The organism is Marinobacter sp. L-80, assembly GCF_056859395.1.
On the sequence record NZ_JBSXOI010000055.1, the window covers coordinates 25,201 to 43,058 of the forward strand.

Consider the following 17,858-nt stretch of genomic DNA (forward strand, 5'->3'; position numbering starts at 1 on the left):
GTTGTCTGCCGGGAGGGAGTGCTGTATAGTTCGCCCTCCCTAACGTTCGGGAACTGTTATGCGTCGGAAGATTGTAGCCGGAAACTGGAAAATGAACGGGTCAAAAGACCTGGCACAAACGCTGGTAAGCGATGTGCGATCCCAGGCGGCCTCTCTTGATAATGGCGTTGAGGTTGTTATCATTCCTCCCGCTATTTACGTCCCGGACGTAGTTGCCAGCGCAGGCGATGTACTGTCGGTCGGTGTTCAGAACGTGGCGCAATGGGCGTCCGGAGCCTACACCGGTGAGATTTCCGCGGACATGGCGTTGGATCAGGGCTGTCAATACGTCTTGGTCGGTCATTCCGAACGTCGCCAGCTCTTCGCTGAGACAGACGCTGCAGTGGCCGAAAAAGTCGGTCGCATTCTCGCTTCCGGGCTCCAGGCCATGGTTTGTGTTGGTGAAACCCTGGAAGAGCGTGAGGCTGGTAAGGCCGAGACCGTTGTTGCCGCCCAGGTAAAGGCCGGCCTTGCGACGGTCACAAGCGAGCAGTGGCAGCGTGTAGTGGTTGCCTATGAGCCTGTCTGGGCGATCGGAACAGGTAAAACCGCTACGGCACAGGACGCGCAGGCAATGCATGCGTCGATTCGGCAGGTGCTTTCAGAGATGGGCGCGCCGGCCAATGAGATTTCCCTCCTTTACGGGGGCAGTGTAAAAGCGGATAATGCAGCCGCTCTTTTTGCCGAGCCGGATATTGACGGCGGTTTGATCGGCGGAGCGTCGCTCAAAGCAGAAGATTTTGTAAGTATTTGCCGGAGTGTTCCGGCGGGTACCTGAATTTAAAGGTTCGCGAGAGTCGTTATGGATTGGGTAGAAACGCTGGTAGTCGTTGTGCACGTGGTGATCGCGGTGGCGCTGGTGGGTCTGGTGCTGATCCAGCAGGGCAAAGGCGCAGATGCCGGCGCTGCCTTTGGTGGTGGTGCATCGCAGACTGTGTTTGGTAGTCAGGGTAGCGGTAGCTTTCTCACCCGCTTCACGACTCTGCTCGCAGTGGTATTTTTTGTAACAAGTTTCTCGCTGGCGATTTTTGCCAAGCAGCGTGCCGAAGTGGCAGGCGAAGCCGGTATTCCTGTTGTTCAGGAATCCAGCAGCGCAGCCCCTGCTGATACCGCTGCTGACAATGGCGAAGCCGCAGCCAGCGAAGCCGAGGGTGGGGAGTCTGATCTCCCTGAACTCGAGTAAGAATGTTGCCCGGGTGGTGAAACTGGTAGACACGCTATCTTGAGGGGGTAGTGGCGAAAGCCGTGCCGGTTCGAGTCCGGCCCCGGGCACCATATTAGAAGAAAAACGGCTTGGAGTTTCCAGGCCGTTTTTTTTGGTTAGTCCTTGACCAGTCTGTCCGGCGTCTCTATACTCCGGCGGATATTGGGACCTGCCGCTTGGTGCTGGCGGGTTTCTGGCAGGCCAGGTGTCTGTCAGCAGGAAGCGGTACACCGGTTTGCTTCCTGCGAGTTCTTGCAACAAAAGGCCCCATTGTCAGGGGCTTTTTGATTAAGGGGCCTGGCGCAAAGGGCCCTGGTGCATAAAAAGGGCTGATAAAACAGCCCTTTTTTTGTTTTTGGGGCCGGTAAATTGATAACGGAGAAGGCACAACTTGTCAGCCAAGCTTAAGCAACTGGAAGACATTCTTCAGCCCGTGGTGGAAGGTCTGGGGTATGAGTTCTGGGGCATTGAATTCCGCTCGCAGGGCCATCATTCCCTGTTACGGGTGTTTATTGACGATGCCGAAAACGGCATCGGAGTCGACGACTGTGAGAAAGTCAGTCGCCAGATCAGCGGTGTGATGGATGTGGAAGATCCCATCCAGACCGAATACACACTGGAGGTCTCATCCCCGGGGATGGATCGCCCGCTGTTTCGTCTAGAGCAATACGAGGCCTTTGTTGGTCATCAGGTTCAGATTCGTCTCCGGATGGCATTTGAAGGTCGCCGGAAGTTTCAGGGGCTGATCAAAGGCGTGGAAGGTGATGATGTGGTTGTGGTCGTTGATGATCACGAGTATCTGCTGCCATTCGACAGCATTGAAAAAGCCCACATCGTGCCGGTATTTGAGTGAACGATTTGAATAAAGTCCGTGGACGCACAGTTGATTTTAAGGGCAGGGCAATCCAATGAGTAAAGAGATCTTGCTGGTGGTTGAATCCGTCTCGAACGAGAAAGGTGTCGAGAAGGATGTGATTTTTGAAGCGATCGAGCTGGCACTGGCCACCGCTGCCAAAAAACGCTTTGAAGACGAAGAGGCGGATATCCGCGTATCAATCGACCGGAAAACCGGCGAATACGAAACCTTCCGCCGCTGGCTGGTGGTGGATAACGATGCCGTTCCTGCGCTGGGCACTGAGCTCACCCTGCAGGAAGCCGAGGAAATCGACCCGGCCCTGAAGCCTGGCGATATCCACGAGGAGAAAATCGAATCCGAAGCCTTTGGCCGCATTGGCGCCCAGGCTGCCAAGCAGATTATCTTCCAGAAGGTTCGTGAAGCTGAACGCACCAAGATTGTGGACAGCTACCGCGACCGCGTTGGTGAGCTGGTGTCGGGTACCGTCAAGAAGGTTACTCGCGACAACGTGATTGTCGATCTGGGCGCCAATGCCGAGGCGCTGCTGCCCCGCGAATTCCTGATCCCCCGCGAGACGTTCCGGATGGGTGACAGGGTGCGTTCGCTGCTGCTGGAGATCCGTACGGATCACCGCGGTCCCCAGTTGATTCTCAGCCGCACCTCTCCGCAGATGCTGATCGAGCTGTTCCGCATCGAAGTGCCCGAGATTGCTGAAGATCTGATCGAGATCCGCGGCGCTGCCCGTGATCCCGGTTCCCGGGCCAAGATTGCGGTGAAGACCAACGATCGCCGTATTGATCCCGTTGGCGCCTGTGTTGGTATGCGTGGCTCCCGGGTTCAGGCCGTGTCCAATGAGCTGGGCGGTGAGCGCGTTGATATCGTGTTGTGGGACGACAACCCGGCACAGCTGGTGATCAACGCCATGGCCCCCGCAGAAGTGGCGTCCATCGTGATGGACGAAGACGGGCACACCATGGAAGTGGCAGTGGCGGAAGACAACCTGGCACAGGCAATCGGCCGTAACGGCCAGAATGTCCGCCTGGCCACCGACCTGACAGGTTGGACCCTGAACGTGATGACCGAGGAAGAAGCCGGTGAGCGTCAGGAACAGGAATACAGCCGGCTTGTCGAGCATTTCATTGGCAATCTGGATGTTGATGAAGAATTTGCCGGTGTGCTGATCGAGGAAGGCTTTACCTCTATTGAAGAGGTGGCCTATGTGCCGATGGAAGAGATGTTGGCGATCGAGGGCTTTGACGAAGAGACCGTCACCGAGCTGCGCCGTCGCGCCAAGGATGTCCTGTTGAATCAGGCCCTGGCAAGCGAGGAAGCGCTCGAGGGCGCCGAGCCGGCAGACGATCTTCTGGGAATGGCCGGCATGGACCGCAGCCTGGCCTTCAAACTGGCCGGCATGGGTGTGCGCACCATGGAAGATCTGGCAGAGCAGTCGGTTGGCGACCTGCTTGAGATTGAAGGTATGGATGAAGAGCGTGCTGGTCAGCTTATCATGACCGCACGTGCCCCCTGGTTTGAAGACCAGGCTTAATTCGGGAGGAGGACCAGTATGGCTGAAGTAACGGTAAAACAACTGGCCGAAGATGTAGGCGCTCCCGTGGATCGTTTGCTGAAGCAGATTGTGGAGGCTGGCCTGAAAGCCCGCTCCGAGAATGACTCTGTCTCCAGCGATGAGAAGCAGCAGTTGCTGGCCTATTTGAGAAAGACCCACGGTGAGGCTGACGCCGAGCCGCGCAAGATTACCCTGAAGCGTAAGACCACCACCACGCTCAAGGCCGGCAAGGCAAAGACCGTCAACGTTGAGGTTCGCAAGCGCCGTACCTACATCAAGCGGGCTGAATTGCAGCCTGAGGCCGAAGCGCCGAAACCGGAAGAGCCGGTAGCAGAGCAGCAGCCTGAGCAAGCGCCGGTGGAAGAAGCGCCGAAGGTGGCCGCCGAGCAGGCGCCGCAGAAAGAGGCAGAGAAGCCGGCCGAGGCAGCGACATCAGAGCAGCCGGAACCGACAGAGAAGGCCGAGCCCAAGAAAGAGCCTGAGCCCGAGCCGGTTCCCGCTCCGGAAGATATGCCTATGCCGCCGCCCGAGGGCGAGGGCAAGGATCGGAAGCCGAAGAAAAAGAAAGAGAAAGTTCGCGAGCGCGGCGACGAGATCGAAGAGGGCAAGCCGAAGAAGAAGCAGGCAGGCCATCGTGGTCCTCGCAGTCGTCCGGTGGAAGAGCCGCTGGTTATCTCCGAGGATGAGGAAGAGACCACGCTGCGCAAGCCGCTGCGTGCGAAAAAGAAACCCAAAGAGAAGCGTCATGCTTTCGAGAGGCCGACCAAACCAATGGTCAGAGAAGTAGAGATTCCGGAAACGATATCTGTCGGTGACCTTGCCCAGCGTATGGCAGTCAAATCGGCTGATGTTATCAAGACCCTGATGGGCATGGGCGTCATGGCCACCATCAACCAGGCACTGGACCAGGAAACTGCCGTTCTGGTGACCGAGGAATTGGGTCATAAAGCCAAGACCGTCAGCGACGATGCGTTCGAGGAAGAGGTTCTGAGCGAATTCTCCTTCGAGGGCGGCGAAAAGACCAAGCGGGCTCCGGTTGTGAGCGTGATGGGTCATGTTGACCACGGTAAGACCTCCCTGCTGGACTACATCCGCCGTACCAAGGTGGCCTCCGGTGAGTCTGGTGGTATTACCCAGCACATTGGTGCTTATCACGTAGAAACGGATCACGGCATGGTGTCCTTCCTGGATACCCCGGGCCACGCGGCCTTTACCGCCATGCGTGCCCGCGGTGCCCAGTGCACGGATATCGTTGTCCTGGTTGTTGCCGCCGATGACGGCGTGATGCCACAGACCAAGGAAGCCGTCCAGCACGCGCGCTCCGCCGGGGTGCCGATCGTTGTTGCCATCAACAAGATGGACAAGGAAGAGGCCGATCCCGATCGCGTCAAGACCGAGTTGGCGGGCATGGAAGTCATTCCGGAAGACTGGGGCGGTGACGTTCAGTTCGTGCCTGTTTCAGCACACACCGGTGAGGGCATTGAAGATCTGCTGGAGGCGTTGTTGCTTCAGGCAGAAGTGCTCGAGCTTGAGGCGGCAACCGATGCGCCTGCCAAGGGCGTGGTCGTAGAATCCAGCCTTGAGCGTGGCCGCGGTTCCGTTGCGACTGTCCTGGTACAGAACGGTACCCTGCGTCAGGGCGACATGGTTGTGGCCGGTTCCTACTTCGGTAAGGTCCGTGCGATGACCGATGAAGCCGGTAAGCAGGTCAAGGAAGCAGGCCCGTCTATTCCGGTCGAGATCCTCGGTCTGAACGGAACACCGGATGCCGGTGACGAGTTCTTCGCCGTTGCTGACGAGAAGAAGGCCAAAGAGCTGGCCGAGTTCCGTCAGAGCCGCGAGCGGGAGCAGCGTCTCCAGCGTCAGCAGGCCGCCAAGCTTGAGAACCTGTTCGAGAACATGGGCAAGGACGAGGTCAAAACCCTCAATGTTGTGCTCAAGACCGACGTTCGGGGTTCGCTGGAAGCCATCACCAAGGCCTTGCAGGACCTGGGTAACGATGAGGTCCAGGTCAAGATCGTGTCGTCCGGTGTTGGCGGTATTGCCGAGACCGACGTCAGTCTGGCCATGGCAACCAATGCGGTTATCTTCGGTTTCAACGTCCGTGCCGACACAGCGTCCAAGCGCCTGGTTGAGCAGGAAGGTCTGGATCTGCGCTACTACAGCATCATCTATAACCTGATTGATGATGTGAAAGCAGCCCTGACTGGCATGCTGGCACCGGAATTCCGCGAAGATATTGTTGGCATCGCCGACGTGCGTGATGTGTTCCGTTCGCCGAAGTTTGGTCAGGTGGCCGGTTGCATGGTTACTGAAGGCACGGTTTACCGTAACAAGCCGATCCGGGTTCTGCGGGACAATGTGGTTATCTTTGAAGGCGAGCTGGAATCCCTGCGTCGCTTCAAGGACGACGTACCTGAAGTCCGTAACGGTATGGAATGCGGTATTGGCGTTAAGGGTTACGACGTGAAAGTCGGCGACCAGATCGAGGTTTTCGATCGCGTCCGGGTCGAGCGCAAGCTTGAGTCCACCGGCGCGTGATGCGCCCGATTTTGAAGGAAGCCTAATGCCAAGAGAGTTCAGTCGTATTGATCGCATCGGCGATCAGATGCAACGGGAACTGGCCCAGCTCATCCAGCGGGAAGTCAAAGACCCGCGGGTGGGTATGGTCACGGTCAACGCAGTCAAGGTCAGTCGTGATCTTGGCTACGCCGATATCTATGTTTCCCTGCTTTCCACCGAAGAACTGACGGAAGAGTCTCCGGAGGTCCGGGAATCGATTGCGGTGCTCAACAAAGCCTCGGGCTTTCTGCGGGGCCAGGTAGGTCGCGCAATGAAGCTGCGGGTTGTGCCACAGCTGCGTTTCCACTTCGATACGCTGCAGGGATACAGCCGCAAAATGGATAGCCTCATTCGGGAAGCGGTCGGCGACAAGCCGGCCGTTGACCGCACCGACGATGATCAGGATGACCCGGAGCGTAACGCTTGAGCCGCAGACGCAAAGGCCGTGACGTTAACGGTATCCTCGTTATCGACAAGCCGGCAGGTGTTACCTCCAACGGCATCCTGCAGCAGGTGAAGCGCCTGTTCGGGGCCGCCAAGGCGGGCCACACCGGTGCTCTTGATCCCCTGGCCACGGGCGTGCTGCCGCTGTGCTTCGGTGAGGCCACCAAGTTCTCCCAGATGATGCTCGACAGCGACAAGGCCTACATTGCCACCGCCCGGCTCGGAGTCCAAACCGAAACCGGTGACAGTGAGGGCGCCGTCGTTGCCGAGAAACCGGTACCGGCCGGTCTCACCGCCGAGGTCCTGGAGCCGGTACTTGACGGTTTCCGGGGTGATATCCAACAGGTTCCCTCCATGTACTCGGCGCTCAAGCACAAAGGGCGTCCGCTCTACGAATATGCTCGCGAAGGTATCGAGGTGGAACGTCCGGCAAGACCGGTGACCATTTACGAACTGACGCTCCTGGATATTCGCGAGAATGAACTGGATATCGCGGTCAGCTGCACCAAGGGTACGTACATCCGCTCACTGGTTGAGGATATCGGTGAAGCCCTGGGCTGCGGAGCCCATGTAACGGCGCTGCGCCGTACCATGGCTTCCGGGTTCACTCTGGCCGATGCCCATGCCGTGAGTGATCTGGAGGCGATGCGTGAGCGGGGTGAAAGCCTTGATGGTCTCCTCGTGGCACCGGATGCCGCGCTGTCCATGTTCCCCGAGCACCGTCTGGCGGGGCAGGCGCTGGTATCGATCTTGAACGGACAACCGGTTAGAATACCGGGTCAGGCTTACGACGGGTTCGTGCGTCTCTATGCGAATGAGAGCGCTAACGAAAGCTTCGTCGGGCTTGCAGAAGCATTCCCGGAAGGCGAGCAGACCAATCTGGTCCCACGCCGACTGGTGAAAAGCAGCGGAAAGCGTTAGGCGCGTCGCTGTCTAGCCGGGCTGTAGAGATGCGCGGTTCGGCCGTATTCGAAAGCATCGCAAACAATGAGGTGAGTTATGGCACTTTCTGCCAACGAGAAAGCACAGATCGTTAAGGATTTTCAGCAAGGTGATGGCGATACCGGTTCCCCTGAAGTTCAGGTGGCACTGCTGAGCGCGAACATCAACAAGCTGCAGGATCACTTCAAGGCCAACAAGCAGGATCACCATTCCCGCCGCGGCCTGATCCGGATGGTAAACCAGCGTCGTAAGCTGCTGGACTACCTCAAGCGCAAGAACGCCGATCGTTACCTGGAGCTCATCCAGCGCCTGGGTCTGCGTCGCTAATCCGGGTCTTTACGACCTGAGGGCTGTGCCGGTACGTCCGGCGGCAGTCGTCAACCAGCAGTCCTCCTCGCGGGGACTGCTGGTTGTGTTTTTTCCCACTGCAGTTGGATTGTCTGTGTGTTCGAAGGATTCCCTGTCGTAATGGAAAGCCGAAATTGATAGCAGGTTGTTGAAAAGCCCGGGCCTGGCGGCCTCCGGAACTGCCGCCTCCCAGACCGGGGTTTTGCAACAGCCTGTTAGCTTTCAGACGGGTTGCTCTTCAGACCACAGCACATCATCTGCAGAACTATGGTTTCGAGCGCAGGGGCGCCCGGAACGAATCAATCTGGAACAGATAGACCAGGAGTTTTTTGTGGATCTGAAACCTTTCAAGAAATCATTTGAGCTTGGCGGCAAAACCGTCACTCTGGAGACCGGCCGTATTGCCCGTCAGGCAACCGGTTCCGTACTGGTAACCGTGGATGATATTTCCGTTCTCGGCACCGTTGTTGGCGCCAAAGAAGCCAAGCCCGGCCAGCCGTTCTTCCCGCTGACCGTGAACTACTTCGAGAAGACCTACGCCGTGGGCAAAATCCCCGGTGGCTTCTTCAAGCGCGAAGGTCGTCCTTCCGAAAAGGAAACGCTGACCTCACGCCTGATCGACCGTCCGATTCGTCCGCTGTTCCCGAACGGCTTCATGAACGAAGTTCAGGTCATCACCACGGTCATGTCCTCCAGTAAGAACCAGGACCCGGATATTGCCGCGATGCTGGCGGCGTCTGCCGCTCTGTCCATCTCCGGTATTCCGTTCGATGGCCCCATCGGTGCGTCCCGCGTGGGTTACACCAACGAGCGCGGTTACTTCCTGAACCCGACGTTTGAAGAACTGCAGACCTCCCTGCTGGATATGGTCGTTGCCGGTACTGAAGACGCGGTTCTGATGGTTGAATCCGAAGCCAAAGGCCTGACCGAAGACCAGATGCTGGGCGGCGTGCTTTATGGTCATCAGGAAATGCAGACAGCGGTTACCGCCATCAAGGAATTTGCTGCTGAAATCGGCAAGCCCCGTTGGGACTGGCAGCCGGCCGCCGAGAACACCGAGCTGCTGAATGCCATCAAGGCCGACTTTGCCGGTGCTATCGAGGAAGCCTACGGCATCCGTGACAAGATGGCCCGCTACGAGCGGCTTGGCGAAGTAAAAGCCGCTGCCGTTGAGAAACTGGCCGGTGAAGAGGAAGGCCAACCTTCCGAAGACGAAGTCAAAAAGTACTTCGGCAAGATCGAGAAGAGTGTGGTTCGCCAGCAGGTCATTGATGGCAAGCCGCGAATCGATGGTCGTGACAACAAGACTGTCCGTCCGATCGAAATTGAAGTGGGTGTTCTGCCCAGCGTTCACGGTTCCGCCCTGTTTACCCGTGGCGAGACCCAGGCCATCGTGACCACTACTCTGGGTACGTCCCGTGATGTGCAAATCATTGATGCACTGGAAGGTGAGCGCAAGGATCCGTTCCTGTTCCACTACAACTTCCCTCCGTACTCCGTGGGTGAAGCTGGCCGTGTAGGCACCCCGGGCCGCCGCGAAGTTGGTCACGGTCGTCTGGCCAAGCGTGGTGTTCTGGCTGTTATGCCGACACTGGAAGAATTCCCGTACGCTATCCGTGCGGTTTCCGAGATCACCGAGTCCAACGGTTCCAGTTCCATGGCCTCTGTCTGTGGTTCCAGCCTGGCGCTGATGGACGCGGGTGTACCCATCAAGGCACCGGTTGCCGGTATCGCCATGGGTCTGGTCAAGGAAGGCGACAAGTTCGCGGTCCTGACTGATATCCTGGGTGACGAAGATCACCTGGGCGACATGGACTTCAAGGTGGCCGGTACCCAGGAGGGCGTGACCGCCCTGCAGATGGATATCAAGATCAACGGCATCACCGACGAGATCATGGAAATCGCTCTCGAGCAGGCTCACGCTGCGCGTCTGCATATCCTGGGCGAGATGAACAAGGTGATCTCCGAGCCGCGTGCCGAGCTGTCTGCCCGTGCGCCGAGCATCACCACCATCAAGATCAATCCGGAGAAAATCCGCGACGTTATCGGTAAGGGCGGTTCTGTTATCCGCGCGATCTGTGACGAGACCGGCGCCTCCATCGATCTGGATGATGATGGCAACGTGAAGATCTACGCCGACAACCAGGAAGCTGCCCAGGCGGCGGTTAACCGGGTCAAGGAAATCACGGCCGAGATCGAAGTGGGTGCTATCTACAAGGGCCGCGTAGAGCGCATTGTAGACTTCGGTGCCTTCGTTAACATCCTGCCTGGCAAGGATGGTCTGGTGCACATTTCCCAGATCTCTGATCGCCGCATCGAGAACGTGACTGACGAGCTGAGCGAAGGTCAGGAAGTTCTGGTGAAGGTGCTGGATGTGGACAACCGTGGTCGCGTGAAGCTGTCCATGAAGGAAATCAAGGAAGGCGATCAGCCGACCGATTTCTCTGCCTGATCGTTTTCGGGCTTGATAAAAACCCGCCTTTCCTCTGGATTGGCGGGTTTTTTCTTGCGCTTGGCTTGGTTGCAAGCGGCTGTTGGGTTTCCCTTTTCAAAAGACGCTACGAGCACATCCATGTGCGCTTGTTTCGGGCCGTCCTTGGCCCTCAACACTTTTGAAAAGGGAAACCCAACAGCCGCCCACACTCTATCGCCCAGCATTCATGAAGCGAAGCACCTCTCTCCGGTACCCGGGAATAACAAACGTCGCCCCGTGAGGCGTATCCGTCTGCAAGAACTCTTTGGGCTCCTGTGCTGCCTCAAACAGCGCCTCTCCATGATGAAAGGGAATAATCCCGTCTCGAACGCTGTGGATTACCATCACCTGCACCGGACTGATCCTAGGAATATGATCCACACCTTCGTAGTCGTCGGGTATGGTCCAGCTTAGCGGGATCTGCAACGGCCAGGTAAGCCAGAACCCACCTAATTTCTCCCGGGCGATCTTGCGAAAGCCGGAGAAGGTACCATCCAGGATTACACCGTCCAGCCGGGGCTGTTCCTCCCTCTGAGTCCATTCACTGGCCAGGGCGATTCCGAGACCGCCGCCGAGGCTCTGGCCGAGGATGTATAGGGGGCGGTCGGTCACGTCAGGTTTTTTGGCCAGCCAGCGCAGGCCGGTTTCCACGTCGTGCAGGGCGCCTTCGATGTCCGGGTCGCCAGTAGATTTGCCGTAGCCCCGATAGTCGATGGTAAAGACGTTGTAGCCCTTCTCAGGCAACCACGCCACGTTGAGGATGTGACTGCTGATGTTCTGTGCGTTGCCGTGCAGGAAGTAGACCGTGCCCCTGGCGTTGTTCTCAGGTGCTTGTGCGGGCAGCCACCAGCCATGCAGGGTCTCGCCGTCCTCGGTATCAAGGTAGACGTCCTCGTATTCGAGATTTAGTCGGTCCGGGGTGATGTAGGTGACCCTGTCCGGGTAGAAGAACACGCTACTGCAACCGGACAGCATGAGAACTGCAGCCAGAAGCCCGGGCATCCGGGCGTTGGCGGCGATCAGAAGTAGGCGTGAAGTCCGGCGTGCCATGTGCTCTGGTACCTGTCGTAGTGATCTTCGCGGGTGAATTCGGCGAACAGGCTGAATTCCCGGCCGATGTGCCAGTTGGCTTTGGCGTAGAGCTGGTCCTGGCGGTGCTGGCTGCTGACGATCCAGGCCTTGGTTTTGGCACCGGCAAGCAGGCTGAACTTGTTGTTCTGGTGGAGCAGGCCGATGTCGGCGCCCGGGGCAGCATCGTAGCCTCGGCGCAGGTCGTCGTCGATCTCCAGGTCGGCGGTGGCGATGGCAAAGGCCTGGGTCTGGTTGCCAAGTCGCCAGCTGCCGCCAGCTCCGCCCTCGAGATAGGGCGTCAGGACCCGATCGTTGCCAGTATCCGTGCGGCGGCCACCAAAACCTACCTGCCAGGACAGTGGCGAGAAAAAGGCGTTCCGCGGGCTCAGGGAGCGGATTTCCACGCCGGTAAGCTGTTCCAGTTGAAGTTCGTCGTTGTCGGTATACAGGCGCGCGTCGAGTCGGAGGAACTGCAGCTGGGCACCGGTACGGTAGCCGGCCGGCGGGTCCAGCACATCGTGGTAGGCCGGGCGCAGGGTCAACTGGGTAAATTCCCTGTGTGCCTGCTGGCCTGCTCCGAGGCTCAGGCGGAAGGTGTCGTGGCCCTGATCATCCCGAACTACCGGTTCTGGTGGTTCCTCGGGCGGTGCGACGTCGCTGATCTGGCTGCGCTCTCTCAACAGGTCATGGGAGAGTGGTGCGGCGATTTCACGGGGCCAACCGTCGGCCTCGCTCTTGTATCGAACATAATCGTAGGTGGCATCCAGAACATGTGCTCGTTGCTCGGCTGGCAGTGACTTCACTTCGCTACCATCAGCGGCTACATATCCGTTGGCGACGGCTGCCGCAAGGGTCTGTTGATCGTCGGGCAGGCTAGAGAGACTGTAGGCCACCGACGTGGCAGCCGAGGGGCGGTAGTAGACTTCGCTGACCAGATCCTTGTCGACCACCCAGCGAACCGTGTCCGACGGAATGGCGTGAGTGCTTACTTCCCCCAAAAGGTCCGTGCCCGGGCGGGCAATGTCTATCAGCGCCAACAGGCGATAGGCGCAGTTTTCATCGAAGAAGTAATAATCAAAATTCCGATCCCGTATTTCCCAGGCGTGGGCAATCATCAGGTCCACTTCATCCTGGGTAAGGTTCAGTTTGTACTCCCACAGGTCACGATGTTCGATGTCGGAGTAAAGCCGAATTTTCTCGTAGTACGGCTGGACCGTAGTGATGCCGGGATAGCCGCCGAAAATGCCCTTGTACGCGAACAGCAGTTCACTGTCGTGGGCGGCGGCATCAGCGGCATAGGAGATTGTGTTGGCCAGCAGCAGGTTGGTTTCGTCGTCATCCTGGGGTGGGTCCAGGCGCAGAAACGTGTGCCCGAACATGGAAGACGGGCTGTTGAGGTAAGAGGCGGCAAACACCAGGGTCACCGTCTCGGTGTTCAATGTTTCCGACCATTCCTGGAAGCCGGGACACTCGATCTCCGGTAGCGACAGATCAAGTTGCTGACTGAGCCAGGTTGCCCGTGCCGGGAAGCGGCAGAGGGCGTGGTCGTCGCCTTCCCCGTCTATCTGGATAGCATCCAGGGTGGCTTTGAGCTCTGCCCGGGGGGAGTGCTTGCCATTTTCGCTCAGGAAAAAGGCCGGATCATCGGCCTGGCTGGTATATCCGCTACCAAACCTGTCGGGTTGATAATGAATGAGTGTGAGCCAGGCAGGGTCGAGATGGAGCTCGGTTGCGTGTTCAGGCGAATTGGCCTGGGTCGGCAGGCTGACTGCAAGCCAGATCAGGGCTGGCCCAATGCGAAGCATGTTGCCCATGGGTTGGTGCTGCATCCGGGGTTGAACAGGGTAGAGAATGGAACGATGCGCCGTCCCTGGCGCATGAGAGTCCCTTCAAGGAGCCTGGATCAGGCTGCTACGTATTTGCTGAGTGACTCGTTTTGCTCCAGGAGCGCGACGATGGCGTCCACAGCTTCGCCGGAGGTGGTGTCAGAGTCCGGGAAAATGGAGGCAAAGTTGTCCTGCAGCACCTTGCGGAACGCATCGCGATCCGCTTCGTCAACACCCAGAAGTACTGCCAGGGTGTCCAGGTTCTCGCCGGAACCGCGGGACATGTCCCGGGCCACCTTGTCGATGTTGCTGTCCATGTACATGGCCATGGACTGAACAGACTGGTTGGTCTGGCAGCCAAGGGTACCTGTGGTCATACCAAACGTCTGGTTACCAAAGGTACCGTTGGTGGTTGCAGCGAGTACGTGGGGGGCAATGCCGGATTGTCCTTTCCAGATCATGGCACCGACGCCACAGCCCGGTTGGGCAAAGGCCATGGAAGAGGCACCAAGAAGAATTGCACCTGCGATCAGTTTTTTCATTATCCACTCCTTCCTGTGGTTTAAAGCTGTCGTCGCAATACACAATGCTGCTCCTGACGTGGAGCAGCATTGCGAAAACGGCCCTGACTGGTCTTGTGGAGACAGGTTGACCGTTGATCTGAGTATAGTTGAAATCCAGCCAACGCAAGTTTAAAGATTGGTGAGTATTTGATTTAGCCCAAAAAAAAACCGGAGCAGCGTGCATGCTCCGGTTTTATGCTTCGAGGCAAGGATCCAGGATCAGCCGCCCAGATAGGCGTTCTGGACATCCGGGTTGTTGAGCAGATTCTTGCCCGTGTCGTGCAGGCGAATCTTTCCGGTTTCCAGCACGTAACCCCGGTCTGCCAGGTTGAGGGCCTGGTGGGCGTTCTGCTCGACGAGGAAAACCGTAATGCCTTCCTCGCGAAGCTGGCCGATGATCTCGAAGATCTGCTTGATGATCAGCGGTGCCAGGCCCAGTGATGGTTCATCAAGGATGATCATCTCTGGCCTGCTCATCAGGGCCCGCCCGATAGCCAGCATTTGCTGCTCGCCGCCGGACATGGTGCCGGCGCGCTGATGTTCACGTTCCTTGAGGCGCGGGAAGAGCTCGTAGACGTGCTCCTGGCTCTTGCGGATTTCGGCCTTGGTGTTGAAGAAACCACCCATGTGGAGGTTTTCCTCCACGGTCAGGCCCGAGAACACCCGACGCCCCTCCGGAACAATGGCGATGTCGGAGCGCATGATCTGCGCCGTGGATTCGTTGGTGATTTCCCGGCCCTCCAGGAAAATGCGTCCTGAACTGGCCCGGGGGTTACCGCAGACGGTCATCAGCAGCGTGGTTTTGCCGGCGCCGTTGGCGCCGATCAGTGACACAATCTCGCCCTTCTTTACTTCCACGGACACGCCGTGCAGGGCCTCGATTTTGCCATAGTGGGTATGTACGTCTTCCAGTACCAGCATGGTGTCTCCTCAGGCCTCGCCCAGATAGGCTTTGATCACGTCGTCGTTCTGGCGGATTTCTTCCGGTGTGCCACTGGCCAGGGGGCGGCCCTGGTTGATGACGTTGATGCGGTCCGAAATATCCATTACCAGGCTCATGTCGTGCTCAATCAGCACTACGGAAACGTTGTAGTCCTCTTTCAGGCTGATGATCAGCTGGTTGAGTTCCTTGGTTTCCGCCGGGTTGAGGCCGGCTGCCGGCTCGTCGAGCATCAGCAGCTTGGGCTCGGTGACCATGCAGCGGGCAATCTCCAGGCGGCGTTGCTGGCCGTAGGCCAGGTTGCCCGCTTCCCGGTTGGCCAGATCCAGCAGGCCTACCCGGTCCAGCCAGTAGGCGGCCCGGTCCAGGGATTTCTGCTCTTTCTTCCGGTAACTGGGTGTCTGGATGAGGCCGGAAATCAGGTTGGTGTTCAGGTGGCGATGTTGTGCCACCAGCAGGTTTTCCACCACCGTCATCTGGCTGAACAGCCGGACATGCTGGAAGGTACGAACCATCCCCAGTCGGGAGATCTTGTAGTCGGGTTTACCCTGTACTTCCTTGCCCTCGAACAGGATCTTGCCGCCCGTGGGCTTGTAAAAACCGCTCATGCAGTTGAATACAGTGGTTTTTCCAGCCCCGTTGGGGCCGATGATGGACACAATCTCGTGTTCCTGAACGTCCAGAGACACTTCGTCTACCGCCAGCAGGCCGCCAAAGCGCATGGACAGATTCTGTACTTCAAGCATCGTCTGTCACTCCTGCCTTTTGAGTTCAATATGAATGCGGCGCATGGGCATCAGCCCCTGTGGCCGCCAGACCATCATCAGTACCATGGCGGCGCCGAACACCAGCATCCGGTAGTCGGAAAACTCCCGGGCCAGTTCCGGCAGGATGGTCACGGCAATGGCGGCAAGTACAACGCCCAGCTGCGAGCCCATGCCGCCGAGTACCACGATCGCCAGGATGATGGCAGACTCAAGGAACACAAACGACTCCGGGCTGATAAAGCCCTGCTTGGAGGCAAACACCGTGCCGGCAAATCCGGCAAAGAAAGCGCCAATGGTAAAGGCGGAGAGTTTTACCGCGGTACGGCTCAGGCCCAGGGAGCGGGCTGCAATCTCGTCTTCCCGCAGGGCTTCCCAGGCACGGCCAACGGGCATGCGCATGAACCGGCGGATGATCAGGGCTGTAATCACGGCCAGGACGAGAGCAATCAGGTAGAGGAAAATCACCTTGTGCTCGCCGCTGTAGGCGATGCCGAAGGTCTCATGGAAGGAGGTGTTGCCTTCTTCGCGCACCCGGCGGCCGAATTCCATGCCGAACAGGGTGGGGTCGGGAATGCCGCCAATGCCGTTGGGGCCGCCGGTGACGGCCGTCCAGTTATTGAGCAGAATCCGGATGATTTCACCGAAGCCGAGTGTGACGATGGCGAGATAGTCCCCTCGTAACCGGAGCACGGGGAAGCCCAGAACCAGGCCAAACAAGGCCGCCAGGCAAGCCCCGATAGGCAGAGCCATCCAGAAGGAAATACCGGCGTATTGGGACAACAGGGCAAAGGTGTAGGCGCCAACCGCGTAGAACGCCACGTAGCCGAGATCCAGCAGGCCGGCCAGGCCGACCACGACGTTCAGGCCCAATGCCAGCATGACGTAGATCAGCACCAGCGTCGCCAGATCCACAGCGCCACGGGAGACAAAGAAAGGCCAGAACAGAGCCAGAACGACAATGCCGGTGAGTACCCAGGATTCGATTTTGGCCCGTTTGTTCTCGGCCATCGGCTCCTTCTGGGTTTTGGGCAGCGGGCTCGGGATGCTCTTGAGCCCGCCCATGATCTGGTCCCGGAACAACTGGAACAGGAACACGATCACCGCGGCCAGCAACACGAGGATAACCGTGCTGGTGTCGGCGCCGGTCAGGGTCACGCTGATGCCCTGGGCTTCCAGATTAAAGCCGATGATCGGGTAGGAAATGATCAGTGTGATGATCGCGCAGAAGAGCGCGTGTCGAAAATTGTTGGCAGCCATCAGATCTTCTCAACCTCCGGTTTGCCCAGCAGTCCGGTGGGTTTGAACAGCAGAATCAGAATGAGCAGGCTGAACGACACCACATCTTTGTATTCACCACTCAGGTAGCCCGAGGTCATGCTCTCGGCAACGCCGAGGATGAGACCGCCCAGCATGGCGCCGGGAATGCTGCCAATACCGCCAAGAACGGCTGCGGTGAAGGCTTTCAGGCCGGCAATAAAGCCGAAGAGCGGATCCACAGACCCGTAATACATGCCCAGCAACAGGCCCGCGACGGCAGCGAGCGCGGCACCAATTACGAAGGTGGCGGAGATGATGCGGTTGGTGTCGATACCCAGCAAGTTCGCCATGCCCAGATCCTGCGAGACCGCGCGGCAGGCCCTGCCGATACGGGAGCGGGAGATGAACAGGGAAAGTGCGGTCATGCAGATCAGGGTGGTGATGAATATGGTGATCTGAATGTAAGAGATGGACATCGGGAAGGTATCTTCGGAACCGAACCGGAAGCCACCTTCAATCAAGGCAGGGAAGCCGATGTTGCGGGAGCCCTGGGCCAGATGGACATAATTCTGCAGGAAGATGGACATGCCAATGGCGGAGATCAGCGGGATCAGCCGGTGCCGCCCACGTACCGGCCGATAGGCCACCCGTTCCACGGCCCAACCCATGGAGCTGGAGACAATTACCGCGCATATCAGCGCCACGATCAATATCAGGGGTAGCCAGGCAATCCCCATGGTTGCCAGGCCGGTTATGGCGATCAGCGCGGTGTAGGCACCGATCATGTAAACCTCACCATGGGCAAAGTTGATCATGCCGATGATGCCGTAAACCATCGTGTAGCCGATGGCGATCAGGGCGTAGGTGCTCCCGATCGTCAGCCCGTTAATGAGCTGCTGAAAGAAATACAGGAGGTCTTGCATGTTTGTGGAACTCCGAAAGCCCGCTCCCTCGCCTGGCTGCGACCGAGCACCGGTGTCGCCGGTGCGGATGTAGTGA

Annotated in this window: 17 protein-coding genes and 1 tRNA gene; 10 read left to right on the forward strand and 8 right to left on the reverse strand. The window is 58.3% G+C overall.

Going from position 1 to position 17,858, the window contains the following annotated elements; genetic code table 11:
* Positions 1 to 58 precede the first annotated feature (58 nt).
* The 10 genes from tpiA (at position 59) to pnp (ending at position 10,414) form a co-directional block, all read left to right on the forward strand.
* The gene (gene tpiA / locus AC13E3_RS06920; RefSeq protein WP_081467510.1) at positions 59 to 817 is read left to right on the forward strand and encodes a triose-phosphate isomerase; all 759 of its coding nucleotides are present in this window, start codon (positions 59 to 61) and stop codon (positions 815 to 817) included.
* 24 nt (positions 818 to 841) lie between these two features.
* Positions 842 to 1,222, forward strand: a complete 381-nt coding sequence (gene secG, locus AC13E3_RS06925) for a preprotein translocase subunit SecG (RefSeq protein ID WP_008171532.1) — start codon at positions 842 to 844, stop codon at positions 1,220 to 1,222.
* A gap of 7 nt (positions 1,223 to 1,229) precedes the next feature.
* A tRNA-Leu gene (locus AC13E3_RS06930) sits at positions 1,230 to 1,314 on the forward strand.
* A gap of 320 nt (positions 1,315 to 1,634) precedes the next feature.
* Positions 1,635 to 2,096, forward strand: a complete 462-nt coding sequence (gene rimP / locus AC13E3_RS06935) for a ribosome maturation factor RimP (protein ID WP_008171533.1) — start codon at positions 1,635 to 1,637, stop codon at positions 2,094 to 2,096.
* A gap of 55 nt (positions 2,097 to 2,151) precedes the next feature.
* A complete protein-coding gene (nusA, locus tag AC13E3_RS06940) occupies positions 2,152 to 3,645 on the forward strand; it encodes a transcription termination factor NusA (protein ID WP_092033274.1) in 1,494 nt (497 codons plus the stop codon).
* A gap of 18 nt (positions 3,646 to 3,663) precedes the next feature.
* Positions 3,664 to 6,207 carry a translation initiation factor IF-2 gene (gene infB, locus AC13E3_RS06945; RefSeq protein WP_008171535.1) on the forward strand — a complete coding sequence of 848 codons (2,544 nt, stop codon included), beginning with the start codon at positions 3,664 to 3,666 and terminating at the stop codon, positions 6,205 to 6,207.
* Positions 6,208 to 6,232: 25 nt separating this feature from the next.
* Complete coding sequence (gene rbfA, locus AC13E3_RS06950; protein WP_008171536.1) at positions 6,233 to 6,655, forward strand: 30S ribosome-binding factor RbfA; 423 nt, start codon at positions 6,233 to 6,235, stop codon at positions 6,653 to 6,655.
* Positions 6,652 to 7,593: a tRNA pseudouridine(55) synthase TruB gene (gene truB, locus AC13E3_RS06955; protein WP_008171537.1), complete on the forward strand. Its 942-nt coding sequence runs from the start codon at positions 6,652 to 6,654 to the stop codon at positions 7,591 to 7,593. The genes rbfA and truB overlap by 4 nt, the downstream gene beginning before the upstream one ends.
* A 78-nt stretch (positions 7,594 to 7,671) precedes the next feature.
* Entirely contained in the window at positions 7,672 to 7,941 is a 270-nt protein-coding gene (rpsO, locus tag AC13E3_RS06960) for a 30S ribosomal protein S15 (protein WP_008171539.1), read from the forward strand.
* Between the two features lie 358 nt (positions 7,942 to 8,299).
* On the forward strand, positions 8,300 to 10,414 hold the full coding sequence (pnp, locus tag AC13E3_RS06965; RefSeq protein WP_227497770.1) for a polyribonucleotide nucleotidyltransferase: 2,115 nt from the start codon (positions 8,300 to 8,302) through the stop codon (positions 10,412 to 10,414).
* Here the strand turns inward: pnp and AC13E3_RS06970 are convergent.
* From AC13E3_RS06970 to livH, 8 genes are all read right to left on the reverse strand, one after another.
* On the reverse strand, positions 10,390 to 10,620 hold the full coding sequence (locus AC13E3_RS06970) for a hypothetical protein (RefSeq protein ID WP_008171543.1): 231 nt from the start codon (positions 10,618 to 10,620) through the stop codon (positions 10,390 to 10,392). The two genes, pnp and AC13E3_RS06970, sit on opposite strands and share 25 nt — an antisense overlap.
* Complete coding sequence (locus AC13E3_RS06975; RefSeq protein WP_053113036.1) at positions 10,607 to 11,485, reverse strand: alpha/beta hydrolase; 879 nt, start codon at positions 11,483 to 11,485, stop codon at positions 10,607 to 10,609. Before AC13E3_RS06975 ends, AC13E3_RS06970 begins: the two co-directional genes overlap by 14 nt.
* Entirely contained in the window at positions 11,455 to 13,320 is a 1,866-nt protein-coding gene (locus AC13E3_RS06980) for an Lnb N-terminal periplasmic domain-containing protein (protein ID WP_482901849.1), read from the reverse strand. Before AC13E3_RS06980 ends, AC13E3_RS06975 begins: the two co-directional genes overlap by 31 nt.
* A gap of 89 nt (positions 13,321 to 13,409) precedes the next feature.
* Positions 13,410 to 13,874 (reverse strand): DUF3015 domain-containing protein, encoded by a 465-nt coding sequence (locus tag AC13E3_RS06985; protein ID WP_273085545.1) that lies wholly within the window; start codon positions 13,872 to 13,874, stop codon positions 13,410 to 13,412.
* 240 nt (positions 13,875 to 14,114) lie between these two features.
* Positions 14,115 to 14,816: an ABC transporter ATP-binding protein gene (locus tag AC13E3_RS06990; RefSeq protein ID WP_482901850.1), complete on the reverse strand. Its 702-nt coding sequence runs from the start codon at positions 14,814 to 14,816 to the stop codon at positions 14,115 to 14,117.
* A gap of 9 nt (positions 14,817 to 14,825) precedes the next feature.
* Positions 14,826 to 15,581, reverse strand: a complete 756-nt coding sequence (gene livG, locus AC13E3_RS06995) for a high-affinity branched-chain amino acid ABC transporter ATP-binding protein LivG (protein WP_088559075.1) — start codon at positions 15,579 to 15,581, stop codon at positions 14,826 to 14,828.
* 6 nt (positions 15,582 to 15,587) lie between these two features.
* Entirely contained in the window at positions 15,588 to 16,859 is a 1,272-nt protein-coding gene (locus AC13E3_RS07000) for a high-affinity branched-chain amino acid ABC transporter permease LivM (RefSeq protein ID WP_482901851.1), read from the reverse strand.
* Entirely contained in the window at positions 16,859 to 17,782 is a 924-nt protein-coding gene (gene livH / locus AC13E3_RS07005; protein ID WP_482901852.1) for a high-affinity branched-chain amino acid ABC transporter permease LivH, read from the reverse strand. Before livH ends, AC13E3_RS07000 begins: the two co-directional genes overlap by 1 nt.
* Positions 17,783 to 17,858 lie beyond the last annotated feature (76 nt).

What these genes read in the sequence shown, in the direction of transcription:
- rbfA (WP_008171536.1), top strand. Translation starts at nt 6,233, where the DNA reads ATGCCAAGAGAGTTCAGTCGTATTGATCGCATCGGCGATCAGATGCAA.
- rpsO (WP_008171539.1), top strand. Translation starts at nt 7,672, where the DNA reads ATGGCACTTTCTGCCAACGAGAAAGCACAGATCGTTAAGGATTTTCAG.
- nusA (WP_092033274.1), top strand. Translation starts at nt 2,152, where the DNA reads ATGAGTAAAGAGATCTTGCTGGTGGTTGAATCCGTCTCGAACGAGAAA.
- AC13E3_RS07000 (WP_482901851.1), bottom strand. Translation starts at nt 16,859, where the DNA reads ATGGCTGCCAACAATTTTCGACACGCGCTCTTCTGCGCGATCATCACA.
- AC13E3_RS06975 (WP_053113036.1), bottom strand. Translation starts at nt 11,485, where the DNA reads ATGGCACGCCGGACTTCACGCCTACTTCTGATCGCCGCCAACGCCCGG.
- livH (WP_482901852.1), bottom strand. Translation starts at nt 17,782, where the DNA reads ATGCAAGACCTCCTGTATTTCTTTCAGCAGCTCATTAACGGGCTGACG.
- infB (WP_008171535.1), top strand. Translation starts at nt 3,664, where the DNA reads ATGGCTGAAGTAACGGTAAAACAACTGGCCGAAGATGTAGGCGCTCCC.
- AC13E3_RS06980 (WP_482901849.1), bottom strand. Translation starts at nt 13,320, where the DNA reads ATGGGCAACATGCTTCGCATTGGGCCAGCCCTGATCTGGCTTGCAGTC.
- secG (WP_008171532.1), top strand. Translation starts at nt 842, where the DNA reads ATGGATTGGGTAGAAACGCTGGTAGTCGTTGTGCACGTGGTGATCGCG.
- AC13E3_RS06985 (WP_273085545.1), bottom strand. Translation starts at nt 13,874, where the DNA reads ATGAAAAAACTGATCGCAGGTGCAATTCTTCTTGGTGCCTCTTCCATG.
- livG (WP_088559075.1), bottom strand. Translation starts at nt 15,581, where the DNA reads ATGCTTGAAGTACAGAATCTGTCCATGCGCTTTGGCGGCCTGCTGGCG.
- AC13E3_RS06970 (WP_008171543.1), bottom strand. Translation starts at nt 10,620, where the DNA reads ATGCTGGGCGATAGAGTGTGGGCGGCTGTTGGGTTTCCCTTTTCAAAA.
- AC13E3_RS06990 (WP_482901850.1), bottom strand. Translation starts at nt 14,816, where the DNA reads ATGCTGGTACTGGAAGACGTACATACCCACTATGGCAAAATCGAGGCC.
- tpiA (WP_081467510.1), top strand. Translation starts at nt 59, where the DNA reads ATGCGTCGGAAGATTGTAGCCGGAAACTGGAAAATGAACGGGTCAAAA.